This window comes from Ruegeria sp. CH6, from assembly GCF_056537005.1.
This window is the reverse complement of record NZ_JBQFQS010000012.1, coordinates 80,812-95,690: the sequence shown is the minus strand read 5'-3', so window position 1 is coordinate 95,690 and position 14,879 is coordinate 80,812. Positions and strand designations below refer to the sequence as shown.

General features: G+C 57.4%; 16 protein-coding genes and 1 riboswitch. Of the genes, 2 read left to right on the top strand and 14 right to left on the bottom strand.

Annotation, left to right across the window (positions count from 1 at the left end; all coding sequences use genetic code 11):
* Positions 1-6 precede the first annotated feature (6 nt).
* Complete coding sequence (locus ACR0CW_RS19040) at positions 7-1,563, top strand: phosphate ABC transporter substrate-binding/OmpA family protein (RefSeq protein ID WP_480788980.1); 1,557 nt, start codon at positions 7-9, stop codon at positions 1,561-1,563.
* Between the two features lie 3 nt (positions 1,564-1,566).
* On the opposite strand, the gene radC is transcribed toward ACR0CW_RS19040, so the two are convergent.
* From radC to dnaK, 13 genes are all read right to left on the bottom strand, one after another.
* Positions 1,567-2,322, bottom strand: coding sequence for a RadC family protein (gene radC / locus ACR0CW_RS19035; RefSeq protein ID WP_480788979.1), 756 nt, complete (start codon positions 2,320-2,322; stop codon positions 1,567-1,569).
* A 35-nt stretch (positions 2,323-2,357) separates the two neighbouring features.
* On the bottom strand, positions 2,358-3,092 hold the full coding sequence (locus ACR0CW_RS19030) for an ABC transporter permease (protein WP_480788978.1): 735 nt from the start codon (positions 3,090-3,092) through the stop codon (positions 2,358-2,360).
* Complete coding sequence (locus tag ACR0CW_RS19025) at positions 3,089-3,817, bottom strand: ABC transporter ATP-binding protein (RefSeq protein ID WP_480788977.1); 729 nt, start codon at positions 3,815-3,817, stop codon at positions 3,089-3,091. The genes ACR0CW_RS19030 and ACR0CW_RS19025 overlap by 4 nt, the downstream gene beginning before the upstream one ends.
* On the bottom strand, positions 3,814-4,488 hold the full coding sequence (tenA, locus tag ACR0CW_RS19020) for a thiaminase II (protein ID WP_480788976.1): 675 nt from the start codon (positions 4,486-4,488) through the stop codon (positions 3,814-3,816). The genes ACR0CW_RS19025 and tenA overlap by 4 nt, the downstream gene beginning before the upstream one ends.
* Positions 4,485-5,420, bottom strand: a complete 936-nt coding sequence (locus ACR0CW_RS19015; RefSeq protein WP_480788975.1) for an ABC transporter substrate-binding protein — start codon at positions 5,418-5,420, stop codon at positions 4,485-4,487. The genes tenA and ACR0CW_RS19015 overlap by 4 nt, the downstream gene beginning before the upstream one ends.
* Before the next feature lie 19 nt (positions 5,421-5,439).
* On the bottom strand, positions 5,440-6,402 hold the full coding sequence (locus ACR0CW_RS19010) for a HesA/MoeB/ThiF family protein (protein WP_480788974.1): 963 nt from the start codon (positions 6,400-6,402) through the stop codon (positions 5,440-5,442).
* Positions 6,399-6,995 carry a thiamine phosphate synthase gene (locus ACR0CW_RS19005; protein ID WP_480788973.1) on the bottom strand — a complete coding sequence of 199 codons (597 nt, stop codon included), beginning with the start codon at positions 6,993-6,995 and terminating at the stop codon, positions 6,399-6,401. Before ACR0CW_RS19005 ends, ACR0CW_RS19010 begins: the two co-directional genes overlap by 4 nt.
* Positions 6,992-7,762 carry a thiazole synthase gene (locus ACR0CW_RS19000; protein WP_480788972.1) on the bottom strand — a complete coding sequence of 257 codons (771 nt, stop codon included), beginning with the start codon at positions 7,760-7,762 and terminating at the stop codon, positions 6,992-6,994. Before ACR0CW_RS19000 ends, ACR0CW_RS19005 begins: the two co-directional genes overlap by 4 nt.
* A gap of 2 nt (positions 7,763-7,764) precedes the next feature.
* The gene (gene thiS / locus ACR0CW_RS18995; protein WP_170335720.1) at positions 7,765-7,959 is read right to left on the bottom strand and encodes a sulfur carrier protein ThiS; all 195 of its coding nucleotides are present in this window, start codon (positions 7,957-7,959) and stop codon (positions 7,765-7,767) included.
* Complete coding sequence (gene thiO / locus ACR0CW_RS18990) at positions 7,943-8,920, bottom strand: glycine oxidase ThiO (protein ID WP_480788971.1); 978 nt, start codon at positions 8,918-8,920, stop codon at positions 7,943-7,945. Before thiO ends, thiS begins: the two co-directional genes overlap by 17 nt.
* Positions 8,917-9,720 (bottom strand): bifunctional hydroxymethylpyrimidine kinase/phosphomethylpyrimidine kinase, encoded by an 804-nt coding sequence (thiD, locus tag ACR0CW_RS18985; protein WP_155144213.1) that lies wholly within the window; start codon positions 9,718-9,720, stop codon positions 8,917-8,919. The genes thiO and thiD overlap by 4 nt, the downstream gene beginning before the upstream one ends.
* Before the next feature lie 42 nt (positions 9,721-9,762).
* Positions 9,763-9,868: riboswitch (TPP riboswitch) on the bottom strand.
* 128 nt (positions 9,869-9,996) lie between these two features.
* Complete coding sequence (dnaJ, locus tag ACR0CW_RS18980; protein WP_155144212.1) at positions 9,997-11,145, bottom strand: molecular chaperone DnaJ; 1,149 nt, start codon at positions 11,143-11,145, stop codon at positions 9,997-9,999.
* A gap of 74 nt (positions 11,146-11,219) precedes the next feature.
* Positions 11,220-13,127 carry a molecular chaperone DnaK gene (gene dnaK, locus ACR0CW_RS18975; protein ID WP_155144211.1) on the bottom strand — a complete coding sequence of 636 codons (1,908 nt, stop codon included), beginning with the start codon at positions 13,125-13,127 and terminating at the stop codon, positions 11,220-11,222.
* A 213-nt stretch (positions 13,128-13,340) separates the two neighbouring features.
* Between dnaK and ACR0CW_RS18970 the strand changes: the two genes are divergently transcribed.
* Complete coding sequence (locus ACR0CW_RS18970; protein WP_480788970.1) at positions 13,341-13,943, top strand: alpha-ketoglutarate-dependent dioxygenase AlkB family protein; 603 nt, start codon at positions 13,341-13,343, stop codon at positions 13,941-13,943.
* Here the strand turns inward: ACR0CW_RS18970 and ACR0CW_RS18965 are convergent.
* On the bottom strand, positions 13,940-14,761 hold the full coding sequence (locus ACR0CW_RS18965) for an ABC transporter permease (RefSeq protein WP_209016041.1): 822 nt from the start codon (positions 14,759-14,761) through the stop codon (positions 13,940-13,942). The genes ACR0CW_RS18970 and ACR0CW_RS18965 overlap by 4 nt on opposite strands.
* Positions 14,762-14,879 lie beyond the last annotated feature (118 nt).

Sequence of the window (14,879 nt, the reverse complement as noted above, 5' to 3'; positions counted from 1 at the left end):
TCCCCTATGTATTTTCTTCGCGCGGCAACTACGATGTTGTCGTTTTTTGCAGGTGCTGCAGGTGTCGCGGCGCAGGACATTACCCTGACCTCACACGACGGTAAGGTCGAGGTCACAGGCAATCTGTTAAGCTATGATGGCGAGTTTTATCGCGTTGATACGCAATTTGGCGAGCTGACCGTGGATGGATCCGGTGTCACCTGTGATGGTCTCGCCTGTCCCAATCTCATCGATTTCGTTGCTGAAGTCAGTTTTTCGGGATCCTCGGTCATAGCTGACGCTCTGATGCCTGCCTTGATCGAAGGCTTCGCCCGACAAGAAGGTCTGGAGACGAACCGCACGGATTTAGAGGAAGGTCTATTTGTCTACGCACTGCAACAGCCGGGGCGTCAGGCACCGCTGGGTCGCCTGACATTTCACGCTGGAAACACCGCGCGGGGTTTCGCTGACCTGATCGGGGATGAGGCTGACATCGTCATGGCCTTGCGCGAAATCCGCCCTGAGGAAAATGAAGCAGCTCAAGAGGTTGGGATTGGTGATCTGACCCGGCCTCGCCGATCGCGGGTCCTGGCACTGGATGCCATGGTCCCTGTTGTATCAAGGGAAAATCCGATCCGTCAGATTCTACCAAGCGATCTGGCTCGGGTTTTTGCCGGTGAGGTCACAAACTGGGCTGAGCTGGGCGGGCCGGATGCGCCGATAGCGTTGCATCTGCCGGATGCGGGTGGTGGACTTGCACAGGCCGCAGAAGATTTGCTGTTAGTCTCTGCCGATGCGCCGCCTGAGGTGGTTATCGAACGGCACGCCCGCAGTAGCGATCTGGTGAAAGCCGTAGCAGATGACCCCTTTGCCATTGGTATCGCCAGTCATGCCGGGGTTGGTCCGGCACAAGCTTTGCCTTTATCTGGCGGCTGCGGATACGCTCTGACGGCAACACGGCAATCGATCAAAACCGAGGATTATCCTCTGACGTCACCGATGTTCATGTATTTGCCGCAGCGCCGGCTGCCAAAGATTGTCCGGCAGTTTCTGGCCTACACTCAAAGCGCCGAGGCGCAGATGGTGATCCGGCAAGCCGGGTTTGTTGATCAGTCACCCGAAACGATCCGCATCGGATTGCAAGGGGATCGGTTGGCAAACGCCATCACCGCTGGCGGGGCCGAAGTGGGCATGGAAGAGCTGCAACGGATGATCGAAACGCTAAGGCCCTTGTCGCGCCTTTCGCTATCCTTTCGGTTCGAAACGGGTTCATCCCGACCCGATGCACAATCACGCTCGAACATTCAGCACCTCGCGCAGGCGCTTGAAAGCGGGACGTTTGATGCGCGCAAGCTGATCTTTGTGGGTTTCAGTGACGGGGACGGTGCGGCCTCGGCCAATGCACGCATCGCGCTTCGCCGCGCGCAGACCGTGCGGAATGCGGTACTGAATGCCGTTGAAACTGCAGTTCCGGAAAGTGTCGAGATCGATGTCGAAGGGTTCGGCGAAGCCATGCCGATGGCCTGCGATGACACGGATTGGGGCCGGAAGGTCAATCGCAGGGTCGAGATCTGGGTCGAGTGACCGCTATAGATAGCCTTGCGACCTGAAACTCAATTCAGTTGATTTTCCGATAATCAGGTGATCATGCAGGGTCAGTCCCAGCGCCGTACAGGCGTCCTGAATACGGTTTGTCATATCGATATCCGATTGTGACGGCGTCGGATCGCCTGAGGGATGATTGTGCACCAGGATCAGGGCTGAGGCGTTCAGTTCCAATGCTCGTTTCGCCACCTCTCGCGGATAAACGGGCACATGGTCCACCGTACCCTTGGCCTGTTCTTCATCCTCGATCAGAACGTTCTTGCGATCCAGATAGAACACCCGGAATTGTTCGGTTTCGCGATGCGCCATTGTGGTGTGGCAATAGTCTATAAGCGCATCCCAACCCGAGATCACATGGCGTTGCATCACCCGCGCGCGGGCCATGCGGTGGGCGCAGGCCTCGAGTATCTTCAGGTCGGTGATCACCGTTTCACCCACCCCCTTGATCTGGCGCAGCCGCTCTTCGGGTGCGGTCAGCACGCGGTTGAAATCTCCAAACGCGTCAAGCAACGCCCGGGCCAGTGGCTTCACGTCCTGCCGGGGGATCGAGCGAAACAACACAAGTTCTAGCAGCTCATAATCCGGCATCGCCGCAGATCCACCCGACATGAAGCGTTCACGCAGGCGTTTACGATGGTCCTTGATATAAGACGGTAATCGACCCGAGGGCAGCGGCGCCACCGGGGCTTCGTCACTTTCAAACAGCATCGGGGCTTCAGCAAAGGCGTCCTGAGTCATGCGCTCAGACTGGCTCAGAATAGGTTTCCGATTGGTTAATGGGCCTCACCTGCCATACGAGCTGTTGCGTGGCGCACAAGCATGTGCAGGACAATGGAAAACACACCCAGGGTCAGCATCGCGGCAAACATCAGATCGGTCTTGGCGCGGCCATTGGCCAGCAGCATCAGATAACCTAGCCCTTGCGATGATCCGACCCATTCACCAATCACGGCACCGATTGGCGCGTAGACCGCCGCCAGCCGCATACCAGAGGCGAGTGAGGGCAACGCAGCAGGTATCCGAATATGCCACAATACCGAGCGTGAATTGGCCTGCATTGTCCGTGCAAGATCCAGATATCCGGCGGGCGTCCGCATCAATCCGTCAAAGAATGATGAGGTGATCGGAAAATAGATGATTAACACCGCCATCGCGACCTTGGACCAGAGGCCATAGCCCAGCCACAGTGTTAGTAACGGTGCCAACGCAAAGACCGGCAAAGCTTGCGTAAACACCAACATAGGCTGGACCAGAACGCGCGCAGCCCGTGAATTTGCAAGCTGCAACGCAGTGATCACGCCCAGAAATGTTCCGCAGGCCAGTCCGATCAGAACCTCGACCGCCGTGATCCAGGTGTGTTCCGCGATTAACCAGCGATTCTGCCACCAAGTCTCGGCCACAAGCGCGGGGCCGGGCAGAATAAACTTGGGCAAACCCGTCAGGCTGACAATTGCCTGCCACACGCCAAGGGCAAACAAGGTTGCTGCAAGGGCGGAAAGGTATTTCACGCGGCTTCCTCTCGCAACAATCTGAGCAACGAGCCTTGTGTTTCCAACGTCTCCAGATCGTCGACTTTACGCGGGGCGGGCGCGTGCGGGGGTTGGCAATGGGTCAATCCGTGCTGGGTCATGACCACAATTGTTTGTCCCAACCGTGCCGCCTCGGCCGGATCATGGGTAACCAGCAGAACGGTCCGGCCCTGCAAGGCCTCTGCTGCCAGATCCTGCATATCGGCCCGGGTTCTTGCATCGAGGGCGGAAAAAGGTTCATCCAACAGGACAATCGGTCGATCCTCCATCAACGTGCGGGCCAGAGCCACGCGCTGACGTTGACCACCCGAAAGTTCAGCAGGTTTCTTGTTCATGTGGTCCGTCAATCGCATGCGCGCGATCAAACGATCCCGCCGATTCCGATCGATTTTCTCGCCCCGCAGCCGTGCACCAAGCGAGACGTTCTGCGCAACGGTCGCCCACGGCAGCAAAAGATCGTTCTGCGCCATGTAGGCGACACGCTCAGCGACTGGTTTCCCGTCACTGGCGGCGATCTGGCCAGAAAAATCAGCGCCTGTGTCCAGCCCCGCGATCAACCGCAGGACTGTGGTTTTTCCAACGCCCGATCCACCCAAAAGGCAGGTCCACTGCCCAGACGCCAGCGACAGCGACAATGGCGCGAAAAGGCTCGCGCTGCCGATAGACGCCTGGCCCTTGAAGTTCAGATCGGGCGCTGGTGTCATGGGGTGAGGCCCATCTGCCAGAAGTTGACCTCAAGCTCAGTCGCGGTACAGAACGTCTGGCACAGGCGATCCCAGCGTGGGGATGCCTCAAAATCTGCACTAATACGCCGTGTTAGAGCCGAATCCAGCAACTCTCCAACCGCATAACAGGCCTGTTGATACTCATCACTCGAATAAGCGTCGATCCAGTCACGATAGGTCTCAGAGGTCGCCTCGGCAGCAAGGCGGGTACCGATTTCACCATACCCCATCACACAAGGTACAAGGGCCGCAAGCAGATCGAGCAGATCACCACTGTAACCCGCCTCGAGCACATAGCGTGTATAAGCGAGGTTTTCGGCCCGCTCTGGCGTGGCGAACAGCTGATGCTGCGGGATGCCTTCGGCCTCGCAAATGCCGATATGCAGCTTCATCTCTTCGCTGATCAAACCATTCATGGTGCGGGATGCAGCCAGCATCTCGTCATGCGTTTCAGATTTCACCACCGCCAGCGCCCAAGCGCGAGAAAAGTGGATCAGAAACACATAATCCTGTCGCAGATAGTGCAGGAACGCCTCACGTGGGAGCGTTCCATCCTTCATCCCTTCGACAAAGGCGTGGCGGGTGTAATCCCGCCACGGCCCCTGTGCGGCATCACGCATCAACGTGAAGGCTTTGCCATAATCGCTCATTGTGAAGTCACATCGATAGTGATGTCGCTGACGGGGTTGATGCTGTCGATCATGCCGCTGTCTTTCAGGAAAGCCTCGAACCGGGCATAGCGGCCTGCGTCAAAACCCGCAGGGCGCAGCGCGAAGCGGGGCAATGTATCCACCCAGGCGCGGGCATTCAGCTCATCCTGCAACTCAACTGAGGTTGCGGCGAAGATTTCCCAGCTTTCTTCCGGGTTGTTGACGATGAACTGCGTGGCCTTCTCGGTTGCGGCCAGAAAGCGGGCGACTTTGTCGGCGTCCATCGTATCAGGATTGGCGACGTAGATCAGTTCATCATAGGGCGGCACACCTTCTTCTTCGATATAGAAGCAACGGCCGGCGACACCCTCGATATCCATCTGGTTCAGTTCAAAGTTGCGGAATGCCCCGATAACTGCATCGACCTGCCCGGTCATCAGCGACGGAGACAGAGAGAAATTGACGTTGATCATTTCGATGTCATCCAAGGCGACGTCATGCACGCCCAACATCGCGGACAAAACAGCCTCTTCGACACCCGCTACCGAAAAACCAACCTTCTTACCCTTGAGATCGGCAAGCGTTTCAATCGGACCATCCTTGAGCACCAGAAGACAGTTCAGCGGTGTTGCAACCAGCGTACCGACACGCTTGAGCGGCAGGCCTTCGTGGATCTGCAAGTGCAGCTGCGGTTGATAGGATACCGCCAGATCGGCCTGTCCGGCTGCAACCAGACGCGGCGGGGCTGACGGGTCTGCAGGCGGAATGACTTCAACCTCAAGCCCCTGATCGGCAAAGTAACCCTTTTCCTGCGCAATGATGATCGGTCCGTGATCCGGGTTCACGAACCAATCCAGCAACAAAGTCATCTTGTCTTCGGCCCATGCAGGCGTAGCGACCAGCAGGGCAACAGCTGTAATCAGCTTTTTCATGTCTCGCGTTTCCTTCTGTTCACGAGGTTGAGGCCGCGACGAGGACAATCTCGCCTGGCCAATCCGGTTGAATACGTTCAGCAGCGCGCCATGCCCGCAGGCCGGTCGAGCAACACAGGGCCAGTCTTTTTCCTTTGTTAGGCTCTGATATGAGATCTTCAGGAGTCGTCCGTTTGGCGTTCGGATGAATAAGCTCCGGCGCCTCCGGCGCATCCCTTAGCTCAACAATCACGTCAGCCTCGTTCAGCTGACTGGCGGAAACAAAGCGGAATGCCTGTGCTGGCTCGGGTGCTTGATCAAAGCGAAATCCGGTACTGCGGAACGTACGCGCATCGAACTGCACGAGATGCCCCAGAGGGCTCGGCTCAAGACCAAGGATGACGCCCAACGCCATCTGCGCTTGAAGCGAACCCAACATCGCAACCACGGGACCCAGCACCCCTGCTGTGGCGCAGCTTGCACCACTATCAGGAGCTTTGGGGAAAACCGCGCGCAATGAGGGGGCTCTGCCACAGAACCCACCGACATATCCCGACAGCCCCAGAACAGACGCGCTGATCAGGGGTTTTCTCAGCTCCAGGCAACTGTCTGATAAGGTGTAGCTGGCCGCGTAGCTGTCCGCGCAGTCCAACACCAAATCATGTTTGGATACCAGGTTTGCCACATTTTCGCTTGTTAGAGGCTGATTCAATTCCGAGATTTCGATTTCTCTGTTTAGTTCTCGGCAACGCTGAGCCGCCGCCTCTGCCTTTGAGCGGCCGCAGTCTTTCTCTGTAAACAAGGTCTGGCGATGGAGGTTCGATTGCTCAACAACATCCCCATCCATCACCGACAGATGACCAACCCCCGCCCCGGCCAACAATGGCAAAACAGGTGCTGCCAAACCACCAGCTCCGATCACAAGAACCCGCGATCTGGAAAGGCGTTTTTGCCCATCATCGCCGACCTCGGGCAGGATCATCTGTCGGGAATAGCGCGTCATTTGCAGACCTCGATCCATTCACGCACACGCCCTTCGGGATCGTCGTTGAGTGTGATGTCGGTGACAACTGAAACGATATCCGCGCCAGCCTCGAATACGCCGCGTGCGCGTTCAACACTCATGCCGCCAATACCGACCAAGGGGGTGTCACCTATCTGTGCTTTCCATTCGGTCACCCGCGGCAAGCCCTGTTGATGCCATTTCATCTTTTTCAGGATGGTCGGGTATACTGGGCCCAGCGCGACATAATTCGGGCCCATTGCCAATACGCGCTCAAGCTCGTCATCATCATGGGTTGAAACACCCAGTTTCAGACCGGCCTTACGGATCGCCTTGAGATCGGCGTCGTCCAAATCTTCCTGACCCAAGTGGATCCAGTCACAGCCCGCTTCGATAGCTGCCTGCCAGTAGTCATTCACCACCAGCACAGCACCATGTTTGCGACACAGAGCTTGTGACACTTCGATCTCGTGACGCACGACGTCGTCTGGCTGATCCTTGATGCGCAGCTGTACCAGCTTGACCCCCAAAGGCAGCATTCGGCGCAACCAGTCAGAGTGATCAAAGATTGGATAAAATCGATCAAGGGTCATGACAGGAACGCCTTTCCAATAACGGGAGTAGAGGCCTCGGCCATGTCGCGCGCTTCGATCGGATCGGCCTGATGGGCCAATTGTCCGGCCTGAACCGCCAGTGCCATCGCCTTGGCCATCGCAGCCGGATCACCCGCACGGGCAACGGCTGTGTTCAGAAGAACGGCATCAAAGCCCAGTTCCATTGCGTGGGCCGCATGGCTTGGCAGACCGATGCCTGCATCAACAACCAGTGGCACATCCGGGAATTCAGCACGCATGGCACGCAATGCGTATTCGTTGTTCAGCCCGCGACCTGACCCGATTGGCGCGCCCCAGGGCATCAGGACCTCGCAGCCGGCGGCCAGCAACCGTTCTCCGACGATCAGATCGTCCGTTGTGTACGGGAACACCTGAAACCCATCCTCGGTCAGGATGCGAGCGGCCTCGACCAACTGAAACACATCCGGCTGCAGGCTGTCCGTGTGACCGATCAGTTCCAGCTTGATCCAGGGCGTATCAAACACCTCACGTGCCATATGAGCCGTGGTAACTGCCTCTTTGACCGTGTGGCATCCAGCCGTGTTCGGCAAAACCAGCACGCCAAGCTCACGGATCATGGACCAGAACGTCTGTCCCGCGCCGCCCGCCCCTTCACGGCGGAGCGAAACCGTGGCCACGCCTGCTGCGCTTTGGCGAAAAGCCTGTTCCAGAATAGCAGGGCTGGGATATTGCGCTGTTCCCAGCATCAGGGGGGTTGGCAAATCGGTGCCGTAAAACCGTTTCATGCTCAGCCCCCCTGCATTGGCGCAACAACTTCGATCCGGTCGCCTTCGGCCAGTTTGTGGGCAATGCGCAGACTGGACGGGACGAAATCTTCGTTCACTGCCGTGGCAACGCGACCAGAGAACCCGCATTCCTTCAGCAGTTCAGACAAGGTTTCCGCGCGCACGTCGCGCGATTCACCGTTAAGGACGATCTTCATCAACCATCTCCGAGTGTTTGTTTTCCAACGCCAGATCGGCAACGCCCTGCGCCAATGCAGGCGCCAGCAGATAGCCGTGGCGATAGAGGCCATTGGCATAGATTGTCCGACCCAGCCGCCGGATGCGTGGCAGGTTGTCAGGAAAGGCTGGGCGAAGATCGACACCGATTTCCAACACCTCTGCCTCTCCAAAGGCTGGGTTCAGGGCATAGGCCGCGCTCAGCAGCTCCAGCATCGAACGCGCAGTGATACGGCTGCTGTCTTCGGATTCGATCATCGTGGCACCCAGCATGTAAATGCCGTCGCCGCGCGGCACGATGTAAAGCGGCATGCGTGGATGCAGCAGGCGTACGGGGCGGTTCAGCGCCACATCCGGGCAGCGGATTACCAGCATCTCACCCTTCACGCCGCGCAGATCGTGCAAGTACTCACGCGCATGCAGCCCGCGGCAGTCGATTGGATTCTCCAACTTCGCAGGTGCGAGTTTCTGATGAAACTCCACCCCCTGTTCGCGCAGCTGACGATAGAGATAGTTCAGCGCCTGCCGGGGATCGACATGCGCCTCTGCGCTAAAATGCAAGCCCTTTCCGAATCCATGTAAGTCAGGCTCTAATGCGGCAATTTTCGCCTGTTCAACCTGTTCAAAACCTTCGGTACGACGTGCGAAACGACGCAGATCCGGCAAATCCCGGGCATTGGCAACAACAAGGGTTCCGCATCGGTGTACCTGCGTCCGGCCCGCCCACCAATCGATGGCCTGTTGACCCAGTCGCAGCACAGGTTCCTCGGCGTTCTCGTATTCACACCATGGTGCCAGCATGCCACCAGCCCACCAGGAACACCCATGTGGGCCAGGCGGGCCGCCAGGATCAAAGACCTGAACGCGTGCGCCGCGGGAAACCAGTTCACTCGCGACCGCCAGACCGGCAACACCGGCACCTATGACAGACCAGACCGTCACGCCGACCAGACCTGATGGAAATGGTGCACCGGACCATGGCCCTGCCCTATGCAAAGGTCATCTGCGCGGGCAATTGCGCCCTGCAGATATCCATGCGCCTGAGTCACTGCTTCTGTCAGGTTCAATCCCTGTGCAAGTCCGGCGGCAATCGAAGATGACAATGTGCACCCGGTGCCGTGAGTGTTTCTTGTGGATTTGCGAGGCGCTTTGAAATCAGCCACTTTACCCGACGCATCAATCAGTAAGTCGTGGCAGATTTCGCCCTCTCCATGACCGCCTTTCATCAGAACGGCACGTGCACCCATCTCACAAAGGCCAAGACCTTGGGCGATCATATCTTCGGGCGTCCTGGCTGCGGTTTGTTCCAGCAGACAGGCTGCTTCGGGCAGGTTGGGCGTTATCACCGTTGCACGGGGCAACAGCACGTCACGCAAGGTCTGAACCGCCTCAGCGGCCAACAGGGCATCACCGGATTTAGCGACCATCACCGGGTCAAGCACAACCGGACCTTCGAAACCAGAAATCCCCTGAGCCACTGTCTGGATGATTTCGGGTGTTGCCAACATCCCGATTTTGATCGCACCGACGTCGAGGTCGCTCAGAACCGCTTCGATCTGCGCGGAGATCACCTCCAACGGGATGCCGTGTACCGCGGTCACCGCCTGAGTGTTTTGCGCCGTCACTGCGGTCAGAACGCTGGCGCCATAGACACCCAGCGCGGACATCGCCTTGAGGTCGGCCTGAATTCCGGCACCACCTCCGCTGTCCGATCCTGCGATTGTCAGGGCAATATGCGCCATGTCGTTGCTCCATATTCAAAGGGCAACGGGCATGGAAAACGTCTGTGCACTAAGACCGTTCCCTACGCCGGTATTGCCCGGATCAGGTTCGATGGGTTAGCGCATTCACGCCTCTCAGCCCCAAGACGGGGCACCCCAACGGTTCGCGCGGACAATCTCAGGGCTTGGACCGGGTTTCAAGGGCCAATCTGAACCGGTTTCAGATCAAACTGGACCTAAGGAACAAAAAAAGGCCGGCTCTGACGAACCGGCCTGACATTCTTGATTGCTGGGCTCTTAGCCCTTCATCCCATCCCAAAAGGATTTGACAGATGAGAAAAAGCTCTTTGATTCCGGGTGGTTGTCTTCGCCCAGATCCTCGAACTCACGCAGCAGTTCTTTCTGACGGCTGGTCAGGTTCACCGGTGTCTCGACGGCCAGTTCGATGAACATGTCGCCAACTCCGCCACCACGCAGCGCGGGCATACCCTTGCTACGCAGACGCATCTGGCGGCCAGACTGGCTGCCGGCCGGGATCTGCACGCGACCACGACCACCATCAATGGTCGGTACTTCGATCGAACCGCCCAGCGCAGCCTTGGCCATGCTTACCGGAACGCGGCAGTAAAGGTTTATGCTGTCACGCTCGAACAGCTGATGCTGCGCGACTTCGACAAATATGTAGAGATCCCCCGGAGGGCCACCCCGCATTCCGGCCTCACCCTCGCCAGCAAGGCGAATACGAGTACCGGTTTCAACACCGGCAGGGATATTGACCGAAAGAGCACGCTCTTTTTCGACACGGCCCGCGCCGTTGCAGGATTTACAGGGGTTCTTGATGATCTGACCAAGGCCAGAACAGGTCGGACAGGTTCGTTCGACCGTGAAGAAGCCCTGTTGCGCCCGCACCTTGCCCATACCCGAACAGGTCGGACAGGTTGTTGGCTCAACACCACTTTCCGCACCGGTGCCATCACAGGATGAACAGGCCACGGCAGTGGGTACATTGATAGTTTTCTGCAGGCCGGAATAGGCTTCTTCCAGCGTTACGCGCAGATTGTAGCGCAGGTCCGATCCACGTGCCGCACGACGTCCACCGCCGCCGCCACGCTGGCCACCCATGAAATCGCCGAACAGATCGTCGAAGACATCCGAAAACGCGCTGGAGAAATCACCAGAGCCAAATCCGCCACCGGGACGACCACCGCCACCCATGCCGTTCTCAAACGCAGCATGACCAAAGCGGTCATAAGCTGCTTTTTTGTCGGCATCACGCAGCACATCATAGGCCTCGTTGGCCTCTTTGAACTGCGCTTCAGCATCCGGATTGTCCTTGTTGCGGTCTGGATGAAGCTCTTTGGCTTTTTTGCGAAAGCCCTTTTTGATTTCATCCGACGAAGCGCTCTTGGACACGCCGAGCACTTCGTAATAGTCGCGTTTTGACATCAGTATTTCCTTATGCCTCAACGTAATCGGGCCGGCCCGGCAACCGGACCGGCCCAAATTGGCCCGGTTACCCGTTAGTTACGCTTGTCGTCGTCCAGATCTTCGAACTCGGCATCGACAATATCGTCATCACCCGGTGCGGCATCCGCGGCGGCAGGCTCATCTTCGCCCTCTTCCGCTTGCGCCTTATAGATGGCTTCACCCAGTTTCATGGCCGCTTCGGTCACGTTCTGGATGCCCGACTTGATCTTGTCCGCATTGTCCGTTTCCAGCTCATCCTTGAGCGCGGCAACGGCCAGCTCGATCGCTTCGACGGTCGACGGGTCGACCTTGTCGCCATGTTCCTCGATCGATTTCTCGGTCGCGTGAACAAGGCTTTCGGCCTGGTTCTTGGCTTCGACCAGCTCTTTGCGGGCCTTGTCTGCCTCGGCGTTTTCCTCGGCGTCCTTGACCATCTTGTCGATATCTTCGTCCGACAGACCGCCCGAGGCCTGGATGGTGATCTTCTGCTCTTTGCCGGTGCCTTTGTCCTTGGCCGAAACCGAGACAATGCCGTTGGCATCGATGTCAAAAGTCACCTCGATCTGAGGCATGCCGCGCGGTGCGGGCGGGATCTCTTCCAGATTGAACTGACCCAGGATCTTGTTGTCCGCGGCCATTTCGCGCTCACCCTGGAAACAGCGGATGGTCACGGCGTTCTGATTGTCCTCAGCGGTCGAGAAGACCTGAGACTTTTTGGTCGGGATCGTCGTGTTGCGGTCGATTAGGCGGGTGAACACGCCACCCAGCGTCTCGATGCCCAGCGACAGCGGGGTCACGTCCAGCAGAACCACGTCTTTGACGTCGCCCTGCAGAACACCGGCCTGAATGGCGGCGCCCATGGCAACAACTTCGTCCGGGTTCACACCCTTGTGCGGCTCTTTACCGAAGAACTTGGTGACCTCTTCGATCACTTTCGGCATCCGGGTCATACCACCGACCAGAACAACCTCGTCCACGTCGCCAGCCGACAGGCCTGCGTCTTTCAGAGCAGCCTGGCAAGGCTTCATCGACTTCTTGATCAGGTCGCCAACCAGCGATTCCAGCTTGGCACGAGTCAGTTTCATGACCATGTGCAGCGGCTGACCGTTTGCACCCATCGAGATGAACGGCTGGTTGATTTCGGTCTGCGAGGTCGAGGACAGCTCGATCTTGGCTTTTTCAGCAGCTTCTTTCAGACGCTGCAGGGCCATCTTGTCCTGAGACAGATCGACACCGTGTTCCTTTTTGAACTCATCCGCCAGGTAGTTGACGATGCGCATGTCAAAGTCTTCACCACCCAAGAAGGTGTCGCCGTTGGTCGACTTAACCTCGAACAGGCCATCGTCGATTTCCAGAATGGTTACGTCGAAGGTACCACCACCAAGGTCATAAACCGCGATGGTTTGGGTTTCTTCCTTGTCCAGACCATAGGCCAGCGCAGCTGCTGTCGGCTCGTTGATGATCCGCAGCACTTCCAGACCGGCGATTTTACCGGCGTCTTTGGTGGCCTGACGCTGTGCGTCGTTGAAGTATGCCGGAACGGTGATCACCGCCTGCGTGACTTCCTCACCCAGATAGCTCTCGGCGGTTTCCTTCATCTTACCCAGAGTGAAGGCCGAGATCTGGCTTGGGGAGTATTTTTCACCGCGGGCTTCAACCCACGCGTCGCCATTGCCGCCATCGACGATGGCGTACGGCACCATTTTCTTATCTTTTTCGACTTCTGCATCATCCACACGACGACCGATCAGACGCTTTACGCCAAAGATGGTGTTGTCGGGGTTGGTGACCGCCTGGCGTTTTGCAGGCTGACCGACCAGTCGCTCATCTTCGGTGAAGGCGACGATCGAGGGCGTGGTCCGCGCCCCTTCTGCGTTTTCGATGACCTTCGGCTGCGAGCCATCCATGATGGCAACGCACGAGTTTGTGGTACCGAGGTCAATGCCGATTACTTTTCCCATATTTTCAATCCCTTTCTCTTCAAGGCGATGTCCCGAGGTCCGGACCCGTTATGGCATCCGGCCCCGATCAGTGCTGCGCGACAGCACTACACCATCGCGCGTCCCGGCGTATATAAGGGCGGGACAAGAGGCCTGCAAGCGTTCTGAAATGCAGGTTTTCGGGATTCTGTAGCCTTTTTTGGCAAGGTTTTGGCAAGGATTGGGGATTCTTGAATGGCACGGCTGCTTTTGCGGGGGTTCGATATCAGAAAAGGCTATCTGGACGGGGCCGCGCAGACGCAGCTGATCGATGTCTTGCGTCCGATTCTGAAATCCGCGCCCCTGTTCCATCCCACCACCCCATCGGGCAAGCAGATGTCCGTACGCATGACCTCGGCCGGGGGTCTGGGCTGGGTGTCAGACAAAGCCGGGTATCGGTATCAGGACACCCATCCGAAAGGCGCGGCATGGCCTGCTATTCCGGATGTTATCCTGCAGATGTGGAAAGACCTGTGCAGTCCCGATCGCGATCCCGATTGCTGCCTGATCAACTATTATGGCGAGGGTGCCCGGATGGGCCTTCACCAGGACAAGGACGAAGCGGATTTCTCTTGGCCCGTACTGTCTGTCTCGCTGGGCGATGATGCACTCTTTCGAATTGGAAACACGACCCGGGGCGGCAAGACCGAGTCCATCTGGCTGAACTCAGGTGATATTGTGATCATGGGCGGTCCGGCGCGTCTTGCATATCACGGGGTCGACCGGATCCGGTTTGGTTCATCCCGGTTGTTGCCCAAAGGTGGCCGCATCAACCTAACCCTGCGCGTTGCAACCTAGCGACGCGCACTCCAGCTCTGCGATACGTGTTTGCGGGTAAAGAACACGCCCAGCAACCCGATCATCATCAACGCGAGCCCGACCCAAAGAGCGTATTCCCAACTTGTGTTTCTTGGAAAATAGTTCCGGAATACGAACCCCCGGCATTGGTCGATTACGTGAAACAATGGGTTCCATGCGAATGCCGCCAACCAAGCACCCCCGAGCGCGTTCGCCACAACCATCTTTCCGGAAAAGATCATGTTCATCCGGCGATAGACATTGTTGAGTATCTCCGAAGTCTGCGGAATCCATGGTTTCAGTGCCATGAAGATCAGACCAACCGTACACCCAGTGAACCAGGCCAAAACAAGCATCGCGAATGCACCACCCGGATCCTGAATCTCGATTGGGGAGATCGTCACGCTGTAGAGGAACAGGATCACGATCAACGAAACAATTTGCGTGTAAAACGAACCGAATGCAGCGGCCAGCAACATCACCATGATGTTCATTGGCGAATGCAGCATCATCGGGTTGTTGCCGATACCGACACCGGCGACCGAACCGACAGCCTTGATATGCGTCAGGAACAAAAAGACACCCGACAACAGATACAGGACATATTCACCCCGGATCTTTGCCACCCGCGTCCCGACAAGCGACATGATCAGATAGAAGACAACCACGAGCGCCAGAACCTGTATGATGTTCATCACGATGGCGATCACCGCATTGGAATGCTGTGATCGAACGTTGCGCACAACGGCATGGAACACGAGTTCCGCCGTCGTGAATGCACCGCCCAGCAGCGATTGATTTCGCTTGTAATAGAACACTCGAACGTTCTTTCCTGCTTTATCGCCTGCAACCTGGCATGAAATTCTTGCCGTTCCGTATCCGGCACATCATAAGTCGGTCAGGTTTTCGGATCAACAAACCTCAGGAACGGAGCAT

Bases quoted from the DNA above. Each gene is read 5' to 3' on its own strand.
- ACR0CW_RS19040 (WP_480788980.1), top strand. From the start codon at position 7: ATGTATTTTCTTCGCGCGGCAACTACGATGTTGTCGTTTTTTGCAGGT.
- radC (WP_480788979.1), bottom strand. From the start codon at position 2,322: ATGACTCAGGACGCCTTTGCTGAAGCCCCGATGCTGTTTGAAAGTGAC.
- ACR0CW_RS19025 (WP_480788977.1), bottom strand. From the start codon at position 3,817: ATGACACCAGCGCCCGATCTGAACTTCAAGGGCCAGGCGTCTATCGGC.
- tenA (WP_480788976.1), bottom strand. From the start codon at position 4,488: ATGAGCGATTATGGCAAAGCCTTCACGTTGATGCGTGATGCCGCACAG.
- ACR0CW_RS19015 (WP_480788975.1), bottom strand. From the start codon at position 5,420: ATGAAAAAGCTGATTACAGCTGTTGCCCTGCTGGTCGCTACGCCTGCA.
- ACR0CW_RS19010 (WP_480788974.1), bottom strand. From the start codon at position 6,402: ATGACGCGCTATTCCCGACAGATGATCCTGCCCGAGGTCGGCGATGAT.
- ACR0CW_RS19005 (WP_480788973.1), bottom strand. From the start codon at position 6,995: ATGACCCTTGATCGATTTTATCCAATCTTTGATCACTCTGACTGGTTG.
- ACR0CW_RS19000 (WP_480788972.1), bottom strand. From the start codon at position 7,762: ATGAAACGGTTTTACGGCACCGATTTGCCAACCCCCCTGATGCTGGGA.
- thiS (WP_170335720.1), bottom strand. From the start codon at position 7,959: ATGAAGATCGTCCTTAACGGTGAATCGCGCGACGTGCGCGCGGAAACC.
- thiD (WP_155144213.1), bottom strand. From the start codon at position 9,720: ATGGCGCATATTGCCCTGACAATCGCAGGATCGGACAGCGGAGGTGGT.
- dnaJ (WP_155144212.1), bottom strand. From the start codon at position 11,145: ATGTCAAAACGCGACTATTACGAAGTGCTCGGCGTGTCCAAGAGCGCT.
- dnaK (WP_155144211.1), bottom strand. From the start codon at position 13,127: ATGGGAAAAGTAATCGGCATTGACCTCGGTACCACAAACTCGTGCGTT.
- ACR0CW_RS18970 (WP_480788970.1), top strand. From the start codon at position 13,341: ATGGCACGGCTGCTTTTGCGGGGGTTCGATATCAGAAAAGGCTATCTG.